This window comes from Brachyspira hampsonii (assembly GCF_001746205.1).
GTDB lineage: Bacteria > Spirochaetota > Brachyspiria > Brachyspirales > Brachyspiraceae > Brachyspira > Brachyspira hampsonii_B.
This window is the reverse complement of the sequence record NZ_MDCO01000014.1, coordinates 1-18,984: the sequence shown is the minus strand read 5'-3', so window position 1 is coordinate 18,984 and position 18,984 is coordinate 1. Positions and strand designations below refer to the sequence as shown.

Genomic DNA, 18,984 nt, shown 5'->3' with positions numbered 1-18,984 from the left:
AAATAATGAAATTTAGAAGAAGATTTAATATAAAAAGCGGAATAGATTTAACCCCTATGATAGATATAGTATTTAATTTACTTATATTTTTCATGGTGGGTTCAACAATTATAGTTACACCGCAAATAGAAATAAGTCTGCCTAAATCCACATCTGCAGTAGGTTCAGAAAAAAATGATACTGTAGTGATAAGCATATCAAAAGATGGGAAAAAATACATAAACGGATATTTATCTGAAGATATTGATGCGGATCTAAAAAAATTAGCAGATACAGAAGGAGAATTGGAAAAACCTGTAGAGATACGCTCAGATCAAGATGTAAAAACTCAAACTTTAATATCTGTTATAGACAGTGTAAAAAATGCGGGGTTTACAAGGCTTAGCATAGCTACTGAAGAACAAAATCAAAACTAAATAATTTTTATTAGTTTTTATCTTTTAATAAAAATGCTGTTTCAATAAACTTAATTATTAAAACAGCATTTTTATTTTTTTTATTTTATTCATATCTAATTTATTCATCTCTAAATTGTAATGAATATAGGTATTGATATTTTCCGCCTCTTTTCATCAATTCTTCATGAGTACCTGATTCAGTTATTTTACCATCCTCAACTACACATATATATGTAGCATTTTTGATAGTAGAAAGTCTATGTGCTATAACAAATGTAGTTTGAAGATTAATAATTTCATTTAAAGCTTTTTGAACATACATTTCACTTTCAGTATCCAAAGCACTAGTAGCTTCATCAAGTATCAATATAGAAGGTCTTTTAACTACCGCTCTTGCCAATGCTATTCTTTGACGCTGTCCTCCTGAAAGCATTACACCTCTTGGACCTATATGCGTATCATATCCATTAGGTAATTTCAAAATAAACTCATCAGCATGTGCTATTTTTGCTGCTCTTACTAAATCTTCATCTGTAGCATTAGGATTGGCATATAAAATATTTTCTCTCACAGTTCCATAAAAAAGAATATTTTCCTGAGATACAACCCCTATTTGATTTCTAACACTTCTAGTATTTAATTCATTTATATCAATTCCATCAAATCTTATTACTCCTTCACTTGGAGTAAATAATTTTGGTATCAAACTTATCAAAGTAGTTTTTCCGCCTCCAGAATTACCTACAAAAGCAACAACATCTCCTTTTTTTACATTAAAACTTACAGGTCCCAAATGAAAAGGATTAGCATCGCTTCTTCTTGGATACTCAAAATGAACATTTTCAAAAGTAATTGAATGTTCTATTGGCTTCATTTCTTTTTTAGTCTTATCATCAACATTTTCAGCAGGCAAATCTATAATCTGAAATACTCTAATAGCTATCATTTTAGTCAATTGCAAATTCATAAATATACCAGATAAATCTCTAACAGGAGTAGATATATTAAGCATATAAAGTAAAAATCCCCATAAAAATTCAAAAGGCATTTCTCCTTTAAATATTAAAAATCCGCCGTAAGCAAGTATTATAAGCATAGCAACTATCATTACAAGTTCTGTCATCGGTCTGTTAAGAGAAGTAAGCAAACTTATTCTTCTCATTATATTTATTAATTCACTATATAAACTTTTATATCTATTAACCTCCTGATCCTCTTTAGAAAATATTTTGATAACTTCTATACCCCTTATGTCTTCCTGTATAACTGAAGTAGTGCTTCCAAGAAAATTCTGCTGTGCCGATATTCTGCTTCTTATTAATTTTGAAACCTTATCTATACCTAATCCTATTAAAGGAGCTGCCACAAAACATGCTATAGTAAGTTTTACATTTAATATAAGAAGCATAGCTAATGTAAGTATTAAAGTTAAAGGAACTGTAATCATATTTGGCAATGTACTAGATAAGAAACTTTCTATTGTCCCAGACTCATTGATAACCCTACTCATTAAGTCTCCTTCTTTTTCCTGCTTAAAATATGCAATATCAGTATTAAGAAGTCCTCTCATCATATCAGCACGAACATCTTTACCTATTTCTTGGGCAGTAAAAGCAAAAAGAAAAGTTTTTACATAATCAAATCCAACTCTAAATAAAACATATATAAACCCTATAATAATAATAAAAGCAAACTGTGCAATTATAATCGGATTTGCTATAGAATCAGAAGACAAAAACTGCTGAGTTAAATCTTTAGTATTAAAATTACTGAATCTTGCCGCTAAATCAGCAACAAATGGTATTTTATCTAAAATATCAACTCTTTTACCGCCTGTTATAGCTATAGCCATCTGTCCAAAAAATGGAGGTAATATATTTATTATTGTATATCCAACACTCAATATAAAAGATGGTATAAATAATTTCTTATGACGCATTGCATAAGAAAACATTCTTCTATAAGGATGCTTTTCAATTTTTGTATAATACTTTTTCATATGTTCTTCTGTAACAGCACCATAATCAAATGGTCTGTCATCTTTTTTAAAAAATTCTTTTACTTTTTTTATAAGCATAATTTTCTATTCCTGATAAATATTATATTTGTTTATTAATTAAATATTCTATATTAAAATATTTGATATTTCAATATTCTATTAAATTCTCTCCGTATTCCAAACGAAGTTTTCTATCAGCCATATTAGCAATAGAAACAGAATGAGTAACAATTATTAAAGAGGCATTGCTTTGCTTTGTCATATTCCATAATAATTCTCTTACTAATTCAGCATTCTTCTTATCCAAATTTCCTGTGGGTTCATCAGCCAATACAACACTTGGCTTATTTATTAAAGCCCTTGCAATAGCGACTCTTTGTGCCTCACCTCCTGAAAGCTCTCCTATTCTATGCTCCATTCTATCTTTCAAACCAACGGTTTCAAGAAGGTTTTCAGCTTTTTGTCTTGCTTCTTTTTTATTATATTTAAGCATTAGAGATGGGATCATAACATTCTCTAAAGCACTAAACTCACCAAGTAAATTATGAAACTGAAATACATAACCAAGAGAACTATTTCTAAAATGTGCTAATTGTCCTTCATTCATTTTACCAATATTATTGCCTAATATATATATACTGCCATCTGTAATATCATCTATTCCGCCTATTAAATTTAAAAGAGTAGTTTTTCCGCTGCCTGATTCTCCTGTTACTGCAAGTATTTCATTTCTATAAACTTTTAAACTTATAGATTTTAATACTTCTACTTTAGGAGGTCCTGCATAAGTCTTTTTTAAATTTTCTATATTAATAAGAACTTCTTTATTATCACTCATATCTAAGTACCTCCGCAGGTTTATATCTGCTTGCTATATAAGCAGGTATTATTGCAAATAAAACAGAAAGTAAGAATGAAATACTAGCAACCATTATAACCTGCAAAGCATGTATTATAGAAGGAAGTCCTCCGCTTACATAATAAATATCTGATGGGAAAAAGTCCGGAACTATTGGTATTGATATTCCAGCACTTATTTTTGAAGGAATAAACCAAATAATATTAACTATAAACTGCATTATAATCCTTAATCCTTCCAAAGCCTCATTAACATAATTAGCAAGTAATATACCGCATATTACACCGAGTACAGTACCTATTAAACCTATTATCGCTCCTTCCAAAAAAAATACTTTAGCTACATTTGAAGGTCTCAAACCTAATGTCTTTATTATAGCAATATCCCTCCTTTTATCTTTAACAAATATTATCTGACTTGAAGCAATATTCAAAGCTGCTATTAATATTATGAAAGAAAGTATCAAAGCAAGCATTAATTTTTCCGTATGCAAAGCCTGAAAAAAATTCCTATCAAAAAGCATCCAAGGCATGACATTATAAAACTCTTTTAAATCTGTATCAATCTTTTTGGCAACTTTATCCGCTTCAAAAAAATTTCTTACCTTTACAGCAACGCCTGTAACAGCATTATTATAACCAACCATCCTCTGACCTGTAGTAAGAGGAACTATTACCATTCTGCTGTCATATTCATAATAGCCTGTTTTATAAATACCTTTAATTGTAAAAGTAGTTTTCTGAGGTTTAAATCCTCTTTCAAAACTTCCTGAAGCTGAAATTATATCAATAGTATCTCCAATAGATAAAGCATAATCCTTTGCCATTTCAGAACCTATTAAAGCATCATTAGTCTGCATATCTTTATTATTGCCTTCAACAAAATTAAAATATTTTATAAAATCTTTATCAGTTGTGAATATTGTATCTTCAAATGAACGAACTGTTATAAGCGTAGTAAAACCATAAGAACGCATTATACAAGGCAAAACTATATAAGGATAAGCACTTGTTATATCTTTATTATGCATTATGTTATCAACAACATATTTATAATCAGTAAGAGGCTGATCGCTGTAAGCACTTATATTTATATGTGCTCTCATTCCGAGTATTTTGTCTCTTATATCATCTTGAAAACCATTCATAACGGAAAGTACAGTAATCATTACCATATCCCCTACTAATATGCCAAGTACACATATAATTGTAATAATTGAAACAAATGAAAATTTCTTTTTGGCTCTCAGATATCTGACGCCAAGCATTAACTCTAATCTCAAATTATCTCCTTCAAAGTAAAAAATTCATATCAATATAATCTAAAATATTATATATTATATATAATAAATTTAAACCTATTAATTAATATGCAATAAAACTTTTATAATGATAATTAAGACAAAAAATAATTTATAGTTATTTTTTTACAAATAGAAGTTTAAACTTTAATATAATTTTTAATAGAAATGTTTTTATATTATTATAAGACATATTAATGTATTTTATGGCATTATTATAATCTTTTAATTTATATTCGCAAAATCCTATATAGAAATATATTTTTTTATCAGCTTCGCCATGTTCTATATATTTGTTAAAATCTTCTAAAGCTTCTCTATAGTTTTTTAATTTTAACTTTACCTCTCCTCTTTTGCAGTAAGCAGGAAAATAATTAGGCTCTAATTCCGCACATATATTAAAATCATATAAGGCACATTCATATAATTCTAATTTTAATTCTGAAACACCTCTATTATAATATGCCTTACAATAATTTTTATCTAATAGCAGAGCCTTGTTAAAATATTCTAAAGCTTCTCTATGCAATTTTAAATCCTGATTTATTATACCAATATTATTATAAGCATATATATTTTTGTAGTCTAATTCTATAACCTTATTAAAATATTCTAAAGCCTCATCATAATTTTTTAAATTGTACTTTGATAAGCCCATATTATAATACGCTTTAGTATAGCGATTATCTAATTGTATAACTTTATTAAAATATTCAATGGCTTCATCATACATACCTAAATCATTTTTTATCAACCCTATATTATTATATGTATGGGCATTCGGAGAAATTTCTATGGCTTTAATATAATATTTAATAGCTTCATCATACAAGCCTAAATTATGCTTAGCCAATCCCATATTATTATAAGCCTGAATGCAGTTGTTATCCAATAATAATGCCTTCTTATAATAATTAATAGCTTCATCATACAAGCCTAAATTATGCTTAACCAACCCTATATTATTATAAGCATTAATATATTTAGGATCTATTCTAATTACATTTTCAAAATCCTCAATAGCCTCTTCATACATTCCCAAACTACTCTTGGCTAATCCTCTATTATTATAGATCTCTACACTATCACCATAATAAAAAATTAATTTATTAAAATATTCTAAAGATTTCTTATAATCAGCACTATCGAAAGCTTTACCGGCTAGTTCCAATAAATTATCTATACAATTCATAATAACCCCAAATATTAAAGCTATAACTTAATACATTAATTAAGATATATAAATGCTGAAAATAAACTGCTTTTAATGTAATGCATCTGTAAAAATTGTATAATAGATTTTATATTTTTCAACTATTTTTCAAATTATATTTAATTAAATTCTAGTATATTTAATTATACTTATATCTATATCATTATGAACAAATGTTTTTAATTTAGCAGAATGAAATAAACTTGTATCTATTTGAGGAAAGAATCTATCGCAATGATAATCTTTATCTATATGAGTAAGATATATTGTATCAGCATAATCCAATGCCTTTTTATAAATTGATTCTCCGCCTATAATAAATATTTGATTATTTTTTTCTAAAAGTAATTTTGAAATTGAATCTTCAAAAGATTTTTCATAAAATAGATTATCATACTTTTCTAATAACTCACTATTTGAATGAGAAGACACAACGATGTTTTTTCTATTTGGAAGAGGCTTTGAACCTAAAGACTCAAAAGTTACACGTCCCATAACAACTGCATATCCTGTAGTTGTACTTCTAAAGAACTGCATATCCTCTTTTATATACCCCCAAGGCATAATTCCATTTAATCCTATGCCATTTTTAGAGTCTACTGCGGCAATTAATGAAACTATCAAACAGCCACCTCCGCTTTTATTGCAGGATAATACTTATACCCTTCTAATCTAAAATCTCCATAAACATGACTAAATATATTAGGGCGATTTTCTATAAATAATTCAGCTGTTTGATTAAATGGCTCTCTTGAAAGCTGAAGTTTTACCTGCTCTATATGATTATTGTAAATATGGGCATCTCCAAAAGTCATAATAAGCTCTGAAGCATGAAGACCGCTATGCATAGCTAAAAGTCTTGTAAGTATAGCATAAGAACTTATATTAAAAGGAACACCCAAAAATAAATCTGCAGAACGTTGGTATAAATGAGCTATAATACCGCCATTTTTATTAACAGAAAATTGGCACATCATATGACATGGCGGAAGATGCATCTTATCAATCTCTCCTACATTCCAAGCATTCAAAATAATTCTTCTGCTTGCGGGATTATTTCTTAATGTATTTACTATATTTGATATTTGATCTATTTTATTTCCTTCTTTAGTTTCCCAAGCTCTCCATTGCTTTCCATATACAGGACCAAGCTCTCCCATATCATCAGCCCATTCGTCCCATATATGAACATTATTTTCAAGTAAAAATTTTATATTTGTAGATCCTTGCAAAAACCAAAGTAATTCTATGATAACACCTTTCATGAATACTTTTTTTGTAGTTATGATTGGTATCTTATCACCTTCAAATTTAAACCTTAACTGAGGTCCGAATATTCTTCTTGTACCTACTCCTGTTCTGTCTTTAGTTTCCTCGCCTTCTTCTAATACTTTTTTTAATAATTCTAAATAGTTATGCATAAATAATCCTGATATTATATCTATATTGTTACAAGGTCATTATTATATATTTTTAAAATATTTTATCAATATTCTATATATAGTTAGTAATACATAGATAGAATTTTCATTTTATAATAATTATTACGATACTATATATTATACTAAATAAAGGGGCTGTCAATGTATAAAATATTTATTGTATTATTATCTATATCAATTATATTCTATTCATGTAAAAAAAATGAAATTATAAGCATAGAAAGAGGTGTTGTTGATTATAGATTCGTGGAAGCTGGAAATTAATCAATGGAAATGAAAAATACACATTCTTCAATAATAATAAAATAGAATATACAAGCAGTAATGGTCAGGAAAATAAAGTCTACACTTATGAATGGAAAAAAGAAGGTGATAGTTATTATTATAAATTATGGAATAACGAATTGGATAGCTGGTCAGATTTTCCTATCAAATATATTAACACAAATACAATAAAAATATACTCAGACTTCTTTAAAAAAAGTTATATTTAAGATATAATATAAAAAATATTAATGGATATACAAAAGTGGACTTATTAGTTATTATATTTTTCATAGCTATTATCATAATATTTATATTAATGTTTGGAATACTATTTTTTGTATCAGGTATAGGAAAAATAGTAGATTTCATATCAATGATAATATTTAGAAATCATGAAGATTGTCCATTTTGTAAATGTAAAAATTCCATGAGAATAATAAAGACATCATCAGGATATAAAAAAGTTTGTAATAAATGCAAATTTTCTATAGAGGTTGATAAAAATAATGATTAAATATAAAAGATTACGAGGGGAGGGAATCGAACCCTCATGCCTAGGGCGCTAGATCCTAAGTCTAGTGCGTCTGCCAGTTCCGCCACCCTCGCTTAATTTTTATATATTATACATTATATAATTTTTTTTGCAAGAAGTGTTATATGACTAAAATTCAAAAAATTAAAAAAATTTTCAAGAAATTAAAGAATTTCTTCTCAGAAGATATATATTCTGCAGATCAGCATATTTTCAGCCCCATGCAAAAGTTTTTTGTAAATGCATACAAGATACTAGTTTTCGCAGTAACAGACTTTTTTAAAGATGACTGCACAATAAGAGCGGCAGCTTTAACATACCTTGTAACATTATCATTTATACCTGCACTAATAGTAGGACTTTTTATATTAAGAATATTTAATATATATCAAAATATATTTGTTTTTATATTTGATTGGATGGAGAAAAATGCTCCATTTTATGAGCCTATGGTAAGACAAATACTTAATATAGCTGACAACACCAATTTAGCCAGCTTCGGACTTATAGGTATTATATCAACGATAGTCAGTGTAGCACTAATACTTCATAGCATACAAAAATCATTTATAAAAATATGGCGTGTGAAAATTACTACTTCAGTACCTAGAGTTGTTGCTAATTATATAGCATTACTTTTTCTTATTCCTGTGCTTATAGGTATATCATTTACTTTAATAACTTATACATCTATAAATCTCCATTATCTGCCGGCATTATTGAAAATATTATTATCTTGGGTTACGCCTATAATATCAACATCTCTCTTAGTATTATTTTTATATGTATTAGTACCGCAAACTAAAGTGAATTGGTCTAATGCTACAATATCTTCAGTATTAGTGGCAATAGCAATAATAACACTATTTAGTGTTTATTTTAAACTAAATATTAATGTAAAAAATTATAAACAAATATTTGACAGTGATAAATATAAAATAGAATACATTGTAAAAGAAATAAATACAGGCAGCACAAACAGCATAATGACAAATAATACTAATATATATCAAACTGAAAACATAGAAAATACGGAAGATATTAATGAGATTACTAATGCTGATATTAATATGCTGCCAAAAAATGACAAGATAGATGTTAATAATATTTCAAATATAAAGATAGAAAGAATAAGCTACATTATTATACAAAATACAGGAACAGGAATAAGTGCTGCTACTTATGAGAAGAAACCTATAGAAACAAATATGCTTGAATTTCAAACTTTTTCACCCAATATATCGGAACAATTATTAAAATATAATTTTCAAATAGATGATGTAGTTACAATAAGCAGTGAAAATAATATGCTTACTAGTATAGCCCCTGCAGAATTATCTTCGGCTAGTTCATTTGCACAAATACCTGTTTTATTATTATTGCTTTATATAGTTTGGATTATAATATTATTCGGTGCTGAACTCACATATTCCATACAATATTTCAGATCTTACGGAGTTGATAAAAATAGTATAAAACTGTCATTTGCTGAAAAAGAAGTTATAGCATTAGAATTCATGCATATAATAGCTTCTAGGTTTATAAATAAGAAAAAAGCCATAACGATGTATGAATTAGGAAGAGAGCTTAGAACAGCCCCAACTACTATTACAGAAATATCTGAGCCATTGGAAAAAGCTATGTACATAATAAAAATATCAAATGGTTCAAATATATCATATTCTTTAGGCTGTCAGCCGGAAACTATTACTATAGGAGATATTTTGTACGCTCTAAGAATGTCTGGAGGATTTAGAAACAAAAATGCAAATAGCTATGATAAATATAAAAATTTAATATACAAAAATAAAGAAATTCCAAGAAAAGATTATAATACTAATTTGCTTTATTTAGTAAATAGTAAAATAAAAAATAAAACAAATAAATAATAAAGTTATTATTAAGTGTTTATTTGTACGCACGGTAAATTAAATCAAAAAATATAAACATATTAACAATGTTATTTTTGCTATGTTTTAAAATATATTCTCCGTGCGTTGTAAAAGTAAAAAACATAATAAAAACTAGGGTGGGTATTAATAAGTTAAAATAAAACACAAAAACAAATAAAATTTTAATTGCAGAATTAAACAATAGGTATAGAGGGTGGGAATTAGGATAAAGCAAAAAAAATTATTCTAACGCCATACCCTTTAAGATTTAATAGTTTACCTTGAAATGAAATAGACTTTTTTCAAACCTAATTTTATTTATAACTATTAGAACTAGCCATACCTCTATAAATCCAATATGAAGTCGTAATTTTGTTTTTGCAGATGATACAGGCACATACCACAGTTATGAAAGCCAAAAACCGCATATTCTATACTAAAACAAGAAGTTATAAAACATAATATTATAATTTTAAAATTAAATAATTTTACAGTTAATCTTGTAAAGTATTTTTGAAACAAGTCTAATAAAAAATAAAGCCCCAGCAATAATACTGAGGCTTTTTTATTATAAACTTAATTATTATTTATAGGCTATTCATTAATACATACCGCCCATTCCGCCGCCAGGCATTGGAGGCATTGGTTTTTCAGGTTCAGGTATATCAGTAATAATAACTTCAGCAGTTAATACTTGGCTAGCAATAGAAGCAGCATTTTGTAAAGCACTTCTAGAAACTTTAGCAGGATCAATAATACCAGCTTTAAGCATATCAACCCATTCATTAGTAAGAGCATTGAACCCCATATTACCTTTTTGTTTTTTAGCTTCAATAGCAACAACAGAACCGTCTAAACCAGCATTTGTAGCTATCATTCTTATAGGCTCTTCTATAGCTCTTTTTACAATATTAACTCCTACTTTTTCATCAGGATTTTCTACAGTTAAAGATTCTAATTTATTCTGAGCATGTAAGTAAGTAATACCGCCGCCAGGAATAACTCCTTCTTCAACAGCAGCACGAGTTGCAGATAAAGCATCTTCTACTCTAGCTTTTTTCTCTTTCATTTCTACTTCAGTAGCTGCCCCTATATTGATAACAGCAACACCGCCTGAAAGTTTAGCTAAACGCTCTTGTAATTTTTCTCTGTCATAATCACTATCAGTTTCTTCTATTTGTTTTTTAATAGCAGCAACTCTAGCTTTTACATCTTCTTTGCTTCCAGCACCTTCAACTATAGTAGTATTTTCTTTATCTACAGTAATTTTTTTAGCTCTTCCAAGCTGTTCAATAGCAGCATTTTCAAGTTTCATACCTAAATCTTCGCTGATAACTTGTCCGCCTGTTAATATAGCTATATCTTCTAACATAGCTTTTCTTCTGTCACCGAAACCAGGAGCTTTAACTGCACATACATTTAATACCCCTCTCATTTTGTTTAATACTAAAGTAGCCAAAGCTTCATTTTCAATATCTTCAGCGATAATAATGAAAGGTTTTCCTGTTTGAGCAATTTTTTCAAGTATAGGAAGAAGTTCTTTCATGTTAGAGATTTTTTTATCATAGATAAGAAGTAATGCATCTTCTAATTCAGCAGTCATACTATCTCCGTTAGTTACGAAGTATGGAGAAATATAACCTCTGTCAAACTGCATACCTTCTACTAAAGAAAGGCTAGTTTCTAAAGATTTAGCTTCTTCTACAGTGATAACACCTTCTTTACCAACTTTTTCCATAGCATCACTGATTAAAGTACCAATTTCTTTATCATTATTAGCAGAAATAGTAGCAACCTGAGCAATCTCTTCTTTTCCTTTAATTTGTTTAGCTTCAGATTTAATGTAAGCAACTATTTCGCTAACAGCTTTTTCTATACCTCTTTTAATAAGCATAGGGTTAGCACCGCTAGTTACATTTTTCAAACCTTCTTTTACCATAGCCTGAGCTAAAACAGTAGCAGTAGTTGTACCATCACCAGCAACATCATTAGTTTTAGTAGCAACTTCTTTAACGATTTGAGCACCCATATTTTCGAATGGATCTTCTAATTCTATTTCTTTAGCGATAGTTACACCATCATTTATTATAGTAGGAGGACCAAATTTTTTGTCTATTACAACATTTCGTCCGCGTGGTCCTAAAGTTACCTTTACGGCATTAGCTAAAGCATCAACCCCACGCATAAGGGCTCTTCTAGCTTCTTCATCAAATAATAGCTGTTTTGCTGCCATATATTTTCTCCTTATAAGTATTATTAAATTAAATTATTAGCATTATTAAACTTTTAAAAGTATTTCATTTTAAAATTGTGAGAATTATACATTAAATGATAAATATTTTCAAGTGTATATATATTAATTGAATAAAAAAAGCATTGATATAAAAAATACCAATGCTTTTTAAAAAACAGATAAATTATAGCAAACCCAATCTGCGTTCTTTTTTGATTTTTCTTTTCATTCTTTTAAGAGCTTTTTCTCTTTGAAGTTTTTTCTCAAGAGAAGGTTTTTTATAGAATTGTTTTTCTTTAAGGTCTTGTAAAATACCTTCATTTTCACAAGCTCTGCGGAATCTTTTAATAACGCTTTCTACTGGTTCGCCTTCATTAGCGAATACTCTTACCAATTAACTCACCTGCCTTTTTTATAAAATATTAGCGGCGAAGGGACTTGAACCCCTGACACTGCGGATATGAGCCGCATGCTCTAACCACCTGAGCCACGCCGCCAAAAAATAATAAGCCTATATTTTCGGCCATTAGCGGGGGCAGGACTTGAACCTACGGCCTTTGGGTTATGAGCCCAACGAGCTACCAACTGCTCCACCCCGCGATGTAAATAATTAAATAATTAAAATATTATATCATTGTACATATTTTTAAAAAAATGTCAAGCACTTTTATATAAACTTCATTAGAAACTCATCGGGTTTTAATGCCTCGCCTGATTCAAATAAGCCTATTATATACTTATTAACAAATATTTTTTCTTTTTTTATACGAACTTCAGCAAATAAATCTTCATCTCTTAATTTGGATAATAACCTTGCTGCCTTATCCCTCTTCCAATTAAACATATCCATTAAATCTACTATTCTTACATAAGGAGTTATAAATATAATATAAAATACATTAGAATCTGCAAGTTTTTTAAAGTTCTTATTAAGAAGAAGCCTAGACTTTAAACGCATCAAATCATTTTGAACAAAACTTATAGTATCTACTGCATATAAACATATACCCCTTAAAAATTTAAGGTATCTTATTATAGATTCCTCATTAGAAGAATTATCACTAATAGTCGCTTCAAAAAATTGATACGGATATAATATTGGCGTATCTAATAACTTCAATTTATATGAATATATATTAAATACAATCCTGCATATTATAAAACTACTAGAATACTCTCTTACATATTCATAAGACACTTTTTGATAAACTAATAGTTTTAAAAGAGGATCTAAATCTAAACTATCTATATATTTTAAATCTTCATCATAACTTTTATCTATAATAATAACTTTATCTTCAAATCTGCTTGCTATATTCGAAAGAACAGAAGAATTATATTCTTTTTCTGAAAACTCCTTCAATATCATAAATTCTTTATGCTTAGAATGATATTCTTCTAATATATTGTATGATATCATACCCATATCTTTATACTCATAATGATTGGCAGGATTTAATATCAATGATAATATACTTAAAAGATATTCCGAGTTTTTTAATGAAATACAAGACATTCTAAAATCATAATAGGCATGCCATGTTTTTGAGAGCTCTTTTAAAACACCTATGTTATCAAATACTTCTATACTAAATTTATTACGCATAGAAATATATTATCATAAAAAATATTAATTCTCAATAGAAATTTATATATCATAAATTGATCATTATACTTGTTTCAAAAGCATTTATTAATTGTGAGGAATGCTTCTGATATCCCGCACATAACTTATTTTTATAACACTATGATGCAGTAGGAACATACCAATTATAACTATCTATACCTGATGAGTAAGTCCTAATTTGGTGTTGGGAGGAATAATACTACATATCTATATACTAAAACTACAATGTATACAACATATAAAACATTACATATACTGTTTTTTATTTAATAATTTTTATACTTAATATTTTCATTGACTTTTGAAACAAGTCCATTTTAATAACTTTGACAAATAATAAATAGAGTATATAATATAATTAAATACGGCTTAAAGGTTAGCAAAATGACTCCTCGTGAACAGATAGTAAATTCTGGAAAAAGATTATTCAAAAAATACGGATTCAAAAAAGCATCTATGAGTGATATAGCTCTAATGGTGCATAAATCAAAAAGCAGTATTTATCATTATTTTAAAAGTAAAGAAGAAATATTTTTTGCAATAGCCGAAAATGAAGCTAATGATCTAAAAAAAGAATTATATGAAGCAATAAAAAAAGAAGATACAGCAGAAACAAAATTAAGAGCATATATTCTAACAAGACAAAAAGGTTATATAAAACTAGCAAATCTTTACGAAGCACTTCATAGTGAAATATTTGAGGATTTTACTCTTATAGAACATATGAGAGCACAATATCATAAAGAAGAATATAATACTATAAAAATGATATTAAGAAGCGGAGTAAAAAAGGGTTTGTTTAATATAGATTTAAGACTTGCAACTGAGGCTGTTCTTGCAATAATAAAAGGTTTTGAATTAGAATGGGCTAAAAACAAAAATTTAGAGCTTTATGAAAAAGATTTAGATACTATTATTAATATTATTTTTTATGGAATCGTTAAAAGAGATTAAAAATTATAATAAAATTTTTTTTCTATATCCTCTCACATATATAACATACATTACATTATTTTTTGCTGTTGGTATAGCTATAGCATTCAAAACTAATAAATTCCTTAATATTTCAATTATTATAGCTTTTATATTTATAATTTTTTCAATAATATTAGCATTAAAAAACAAATTAAATATTTCTATAATAATACTCATGTTTTCATGCCTATTTATAGGATATAGTTATACAATTATTAGATACTATAACATATTAAAAAATCCGCTTAGTAATTTTGATAAACCAATAGAAGCATACAATGCCAAAATATTATCCTATGAAGGAGTTATCGGATACAGAGATAGATACATTGCTTATGTGAATAAAGTTTATGATGGAACTAATTGGTATGATTATGCAGGAAATATAAGACTTTATAATGATTCATTAAAAACATTATTTATTAATGATGAAATAACAGTATCTTCAAAAATAAATCTATATAAAAACATATTAACAAACGATGATATTTACAATTCAAAAATAATAATTGAAGTTCTAGCTGATAGAATGCTTTATGGTACTGCAAGCATATATAGATATAATAATTTTGTAATTCAGAAAAACGGATTTTCTATTATTAATTATATAAATGCTTATTCTATAAAAATAAGAAACATGATAAAAAAGTCATTAGGTTCAAATATGCAGGCTATACCCTACGCCATAGCACAAGGAATAATGATAGGAGATAAAAACATAATACCTTATCATATAAGACAATATTTTATAGATGCAGGAATATCTCATATACTTTCTATATCTGGTCTTCATATTTCAATGATACTGTCAATTTTATTTTTAATACTTTCATTCTTTCCTATAAACTTTTATAAAAGAATATTAATATCAACAATTATAACCATAATAATATATCCGCCTATAACATTATTTTCTGTTTCTATAATAAGAGCAAGTATAATGGCATTTTGTCTGCTTATATCATATTATTTTGACAGAAACAGAAATTCTATTAATGCATTATTTTTGTCAGCTCTAATTATATTACTCCTAAATCCTAATTCTATTAAAGATATAAGTTTTCAATTTTCATTTCTAGCAACACTTGGAATAATTATTTACTATCCCATATTAAATTTTTATATAATAAAAAATATAAGAAATATTAATACAAACAATAAAATTACTCTATTAATAAAAAATATTTCTATAAACCTATTAATATTTTTGTCTATAAATATATTTGCACTTATAACCGTACTTCCACTAAGCATATATCATTTCTCAATATTAAATATAACTTCTATAATATCTAATATATTTGCCGTACCTATATCTTTTATAATACTTTCATCTTCGCTGATAACAATAATAACATATCAAATATATACCCCATTATCAATTTTTCCTTCTAAAACATCAGAATTCTTTTCAGAACTTCTAATAAACTTATCAAATAAATTCAGCAGTATAAATTTCCTAAAATATGAATTAAACTTAAACTTATATTCTGCAGTATTGATAACATTTATAATAGTATTTATAGGAATTATAATAAGAATAAAAATGAATAAATTAAATGATTTATAATTGAAAACTTATGAAAATTAAATAATAATTTAAATTTAAAACAAAATTTACTTTGACAATTATATATATTTTAGTATAATTCAAACTATGAATAAATATATTTTAATACATAGAATAGTTAACGCTTCTATATTTATGCTTTTTCCTATAGCAGCTTTTTACATTATAGAGCATAATAATATAAAAATAGGAATATATGAGGCTATTTTTATTATAATAAATGCTATTGAGATATTATTATTTATTTTATTTACAATAGTATTTTTTAAATGTGAATGGGGTACAAGAAAACAACATGCTTTAGTAAAAGCAGGTATTTCTTTTATTGTATATTTACTTATTATTGTAATGACTATAGCAGCTATTTTTTAACTTAAAGGAAATCATCAATGCAGAATTTTTTGCAGAAAGTTTTGATGTCTGTATATACGATATTCGGATATATTTTTTATCCTGTAATATTTATAGCTTTTTCAATTATGATGATATTTAATAAACCTATCAGAAAAGGGGCTTTATCAAGATTAGGGTTTATATACCCAAAAGAGAATAATAAAAACGCTGTATGGATACATGCTGTAAGTGTTGGTGAGATAGTAGCTGTTAAAGAAATAATATTTACTTTGATAGAAAGAGGCTATGCCATCTATTTATCAACTACTACGGTAGGAGGATATGATATAGCTAAAAAGAATTATGGGGATAAAGTGGAATTATTTTATCTTACTTTAGATTATCCTCATATGATTAATAAACTTATCAATTTAATTTCACCCGAATATGTAATGATAGCAGAAATAGAAATATGGCCTACACTAATATATTCGCTTCATAAAAAACTTATACCTCTATATATGATTAATGGAAGAATAGGTAAAAAAGAAATAAAAGGTTATAAAAATTTTAAATTCTTTTTCAAGCCTTATTTTAATATGTACACTAAAATATTAGCTCAAAGCAATATTGATAAAAAAAATATGATATATATAGGAATGCCTGAATCTCTTATAACTGTTACAGGAAATTTAAAATATGATATAACTTATTTTGTAGATGAAAAAAAAATAGATGATTTAGAAAGCATGATACCCGTAAATAAATTCGTTATAGCAGCAGGCAGTACACATGCAGGAGAAGAAGAACTTATATTAAAAGCCATAAATAAACTCGCAATTAAAGATAAAGTATATATAGTTATAGTACCAAGAGATATAAGCAGAGGCGAAGATATACAAAAACTAGCTAGTAAATTAGGTTATGATATGCCTCTTTATACAGACTATGATAAAACATCTGAAGACGGAATAATTATAAATACAATAGGTGAATTATTAAATTGGTATAAACTCTCTGACTTAGTTATAATGGGCGGCACTTTTATGGGCACTATGGGCGGACATAATATATTAGAGGCTATTTATTTTAAAAAAGCTGTTATAGTCGGAAAATATATGTATAATTTTATAGAAATATATGAGTATATGAAAGAAGCTGTACTTACATGCGATGACAAAGAAAAACTTGCAGAAACAATAAAAGAAGCATATCAAAATGAAGAACTCAGAAATTATTTGGCTGAAAAAGCATATAATTTGCTCATACAAAATAACGGAGCTTCCAAAAAAACTATCGATATTATAAACAAATACCAAGGTATAGTATAACAAACATCATATTTTTATATTGACTTTTATATACAATAATCTATACTAAAAATAGGTTTATAAAAGTTGTATGGAATTAATTTATGCAGTATTTAAATCTATATTTCAAAAATTACCTGTTTAGCTTTTCAAATTTTAAACATTCGCTTATTCTTCAATACAAAATAAATATTATAAATTATTTCATATTGCTATCATAACATCATAATAGTTTTAAGGAGAAAAATATGAAAAAAATTATTATACTTATCAGCTTATTTACGACGATGTCGGCATTAGCCTACTCGCATACTTTAGGTGTAGGACTTTATATACCATTAGGAGGAAGTATTCCTAGCCTCTATCAAACCGACAATTTAAATCCAACTGCATCAATAAGTCCTCAAACAGCATTTGAAGTAGGTGTTATATTTAACCCTAGAGTTACTTTTAATGTAAATAAACTTAATAATGTATCTATAGGTATAGATGTTGGTTGGTATAGAGATACATTTAAATTTCAAACTGATTCAAAAAACTTTACGCATGAATTTGATAATGTTATGGTTGGTCTTAATTTAAGATGGAACCCTATGCTATTTGTATTAGGTATAGGAGGAGGTGTTAAAATTCCTTTCACCGGTAAATATTGGGAAGGTAATAATAACATAGCATTAAATGCAGGTAATTTCTCATCAAGATTTAATAATACTGTTATACCTTATGTAAGACTTTATACAGGTATAGATTTATTCCTTCTAAGTTTATCTTTATATGTTAATTTTGATATACCATATTATCAGATAAAAAATAATTTAGCTTCATTAGGCGAAGGATATAGTTATCCGGGAAAATTAGGATCTGTTGATATAGGTGTTCAGATAGGTATTCATTTAGACATATACAAATTCGGAGAAGAAGAAGAAGAAGAAGAAGAAGAAAGATATTTATATTAAGAAATCATCATAATAGAAAAAGTTTTATTACAATGGGGATATATTTTTATATATCCCTATTTTTATATAAACTATTAA

The 18,984-nt window shown here is 27.0% G+C and carries 18 protein-coding genes and 3 tRNA genes; 9 read left to right on the top strand and 12 right to left on the bottom strand.

Features of this window, described 5'->3' with window-relative positions:
• Positions 1-5 precede the first annotated feature (5 nt).
• Positions 6-416, top strand: a complete 411-nt coding sequence (locus BFL38_RS13440) for an ExbD/TolR family protein (protein WP_069727520.1) — start codon at positions 6-8, stop codon at positions 414-416.
• Between the two features lie 100 nt (positions 417-516).
• On the opposite strand, the gene BFL38_RS13435 is transcribed toward BFL38_RS13440, so the two are convergent.
• From BFL38_RS13435 to BFL38_RS13410, 6 genes are all read right to left on the bottom strand, one after another.
• The gene (locus BFL38_RS13435) at positions 517-2,475 is read right to left on the bottom strand and encodes an ABC transporter ATP-binding protein (protein WP_069727519.1); all 1,959 of its coding nucleotides are present in this window, start codon (positions 2,473-2,475) and stop codon (positions 517-519) included.
• Between the two features lie 70 nt (positions 2,476-2,545).
• Positions 2,546-3,235 (bottom strand): ABC transporter ATP-binding protein, encoded by a 690-nt coding sequence (locus BFL38_RS13430; RefSeq protein ID WP_069727518.1) that lies wholly within the window; start codon positions 3,233-3,235, stop codon positions 2,546-2,548.
• A complete protein-coding gene (locus BFL38_RS13425; protein ID WP_069727595.1) occupies positions 3,228-4,523 on the bottom strand; it encodes an ABC transporter permease in 1,296 nt (431 codons plus the stop codon). The genes BFL38_RS13430 and BFL38_RS13425 overlap by 8 nt, the downstream gene beginning before the upstream one ends.
• 151 nt (positions 4,524-4,674) lie before the next feature.
• Positions 4,675-5,748 carry a tetratricopeptide repeat protein gene (locus BFL38_RS13420; RefSeq protein WP_069727517.1) on the bottom strand — a complete coding sequence of 358 codons (1,074 nt, stop codon included), beginning with the start codon at positions 5,746-5,748 and terminating at the stop codon, positions 4,675-4,677.
• Positions 5,749-5,892: 144 nt separating this feature from the next.
• Positions 5,893-6,393, bottom strand: coding sequence for a dihydrofolate reductase (locus BFL38_RS13415; RefSeq protein ID WP_069727516.1), 501 nt, complete (start codon positions 6,391-6,393; stop codon positions 5,893-5,895).
• A complete protein-coding gene (locus BFL38_RS13410; RefSeq protein ID WP_069727515.1) occupies positions 6,390-7,190 on the bottom strand; it encodes a thymidylate synthase in 801 nt (266 codons plus the stop codon). The genes BFL38_RS13415 and BFL38_RS13410 overlap by 4 nt, the downstream gene beginning before the upstream one ends.
• Before the next feature lie 162 nt (positions 7,191-7,352).
• Between BFL38_RS13410 and BFL38_RS15620 the strand changes: the two genes are divergently transcribed.
• On the top strand, positions 7,353-7,475 hold the full coding sequence (locus BFL38_RS15620; protein WP_256097276.1) for a hypothetical protein: 123 nt from the start codon (positions 7,353-7,355) through the stop codon (positions 7,473-7,475).
• A 265-nt stretch (positions 7,476-7,740) separates the two neighbouring features.
• A complete protein-coding gene (locus tag BFL38_RS13400) occupies positions 7,741-7,992 on the top strand; it encodes a hypothetical protein (RefSeq protein WP_069727514.1) in 252 nt (83 codons plus the stop codon).
• Positions 7,993-8,003: 11 nt separating this feature from the next.
• Here the strand turns inward: BFL38_RS13400 and BFL38_RS13395 are convergent.
• A tRNA-Leu gene (locus BFL38_RS13395) sits at positions 8,004-8,084 on the bottom strand.
• A 51-nt stretch (positions 8,085-8,135) separates the two neighbouring features.
• Between BFL38_RS13395 and BFL38_RS13390 the strand changes: the two genes are divergently transcribed.
• Positions 8,136-9,899, top strand: a complete 1,764-nt coding sequence (locus BFL38_RS13390) for a YihY/virulence factor BrkB family protein (RefSeq protein WP_142950345.1) — start codon at positions 8,136-8,138, stop codon at positions 9,897-9,899.
• 604 nt (positions 9,900-10,503) lie between these two features.
• Here the strand turns inward: BFL38_RS13390 and groL are convergent.
• The 5 genes from groL to BFL38_RS13365 all read right to left on the bottom strand — a co-directional run bounded on the left by groL (position 10,504) and on the right by BFL38_RS13365 (position 13,741).
• A complete protein-coding gene (gene groL / locus BFL38_RS13385) occupies positions 10,504-12,135 on the bottom strand; it encodes a chaperonin GroEL (RefSeq protein ID WP_069727513.1) in 1,632 nt (543 codons plus the stop codon).
• Between the two features lie 184 nt (positions 12,136-12,319).
• Positions 12,320-12,529 (bottom strand): 30S ribosomal protein S21, encoded by a 210-nt coding sequence (gene rpsU / locus BFL38_RS13380; RefSeq protein WP_008724792.1) that lies wholly within the window; start codon positions 12,527-12,529, stop codon positions 12,320-12,322.
• A gap of 29 nt (positions 12,530-12,558) precedes the next feature.
• Positions 12,559-12,632 (bottom strand) — tRNA-Met (locus tag BFL38_RS13375).
• 30 nt (positions 12,633-12,662) lie between these two features.
• Positions 12,663-12,735: transfer RNA gene (locus tag BFL38_RS13370), tRNA-Met, on the bottom strand.
• Positions 12,736-12,802: 67 nt separating this feature from the next.
• Entirely contained in the window at positions 12,803-13,741 is a 939-nt protein-coding gene (locus tag BFL38_RS13365; protein ID WP_069727512.1) for a hypothetical protein, read from the bottom strand.
• 405 nt (positions 13,742-14,146) lie between these two features.
• Here BFL38_RS13365 and BFL38_RS13360 point away from each other — a divergent pair, with 405 nt between their 5' ends.
• The 5 genes from BFL38_RS13360 (at position 14,147) to BFL38_RS13340 (ending at position 18,906) form a co-directional block, all read left to right on the top strand.
• Positions 14,147-14,716: a TetR/AcrR family transcriptional regulator gene (locus BFL38_RS13360; RefSeq protein ID WP_069727511.1), complete on the top strand. Its 570-nt coding sequence runs from the start codon at positions 14,147-14,149 to the stop codon at positions 14,714-14,716.
• Complete coding sequence (locus BFL38_RS13355; protein WP_069727510.1) at positions 14,694-16,307, top strand: ComEC/Rec2 family competence protein; 1,614 nt, start codon at positions 14,694-14,696, stop codon at positions 16,305-16,307. The genes BFL38_RS13360 and BFL38_RS13355 overlap by 23 nt, the downstream gene beginning before the upstream one ends.
• Before the next feature lie 87 nt (positions 16,308-16,394).
• Positions 16,395-16,679, top strand: a complete 285-nt coding sequence (locus tag BFL38_RS13350) for a hypothetical protein (protein ID WP_069727509.1) — start codon at positions 16,395-16,397, stop codon at positions 16,677-16,679.
• Between the two features lie 17 nt (positions 16,680-16,696).
• Positions 16,697-17,971, top strand: coding sequence for a 3-deoxy-D-manno-octulosonic acid transferase (locus tag BFL38_RS13345; protein ID WP_256097275.1), 1,275 nt, complete (start codon positions 16,697-16,699; stop codon positions 17,969-17,971).
• 227 nt (positions 17,972-18,198) lie between these two features.
• Positions 18,199-18,906 (top strand): hypothetical protein, encoded by a 708-nt coding sequence (locus tag BFL38_RS13340; protein WP_069727508.1) that lies wholly within the window; start codon positions 18,199-18,201, stop codon positions 18,904-18,906.
• The last annotated feature ends 78 nt before the right edge of the window (positions 18,907-18,984 follow it).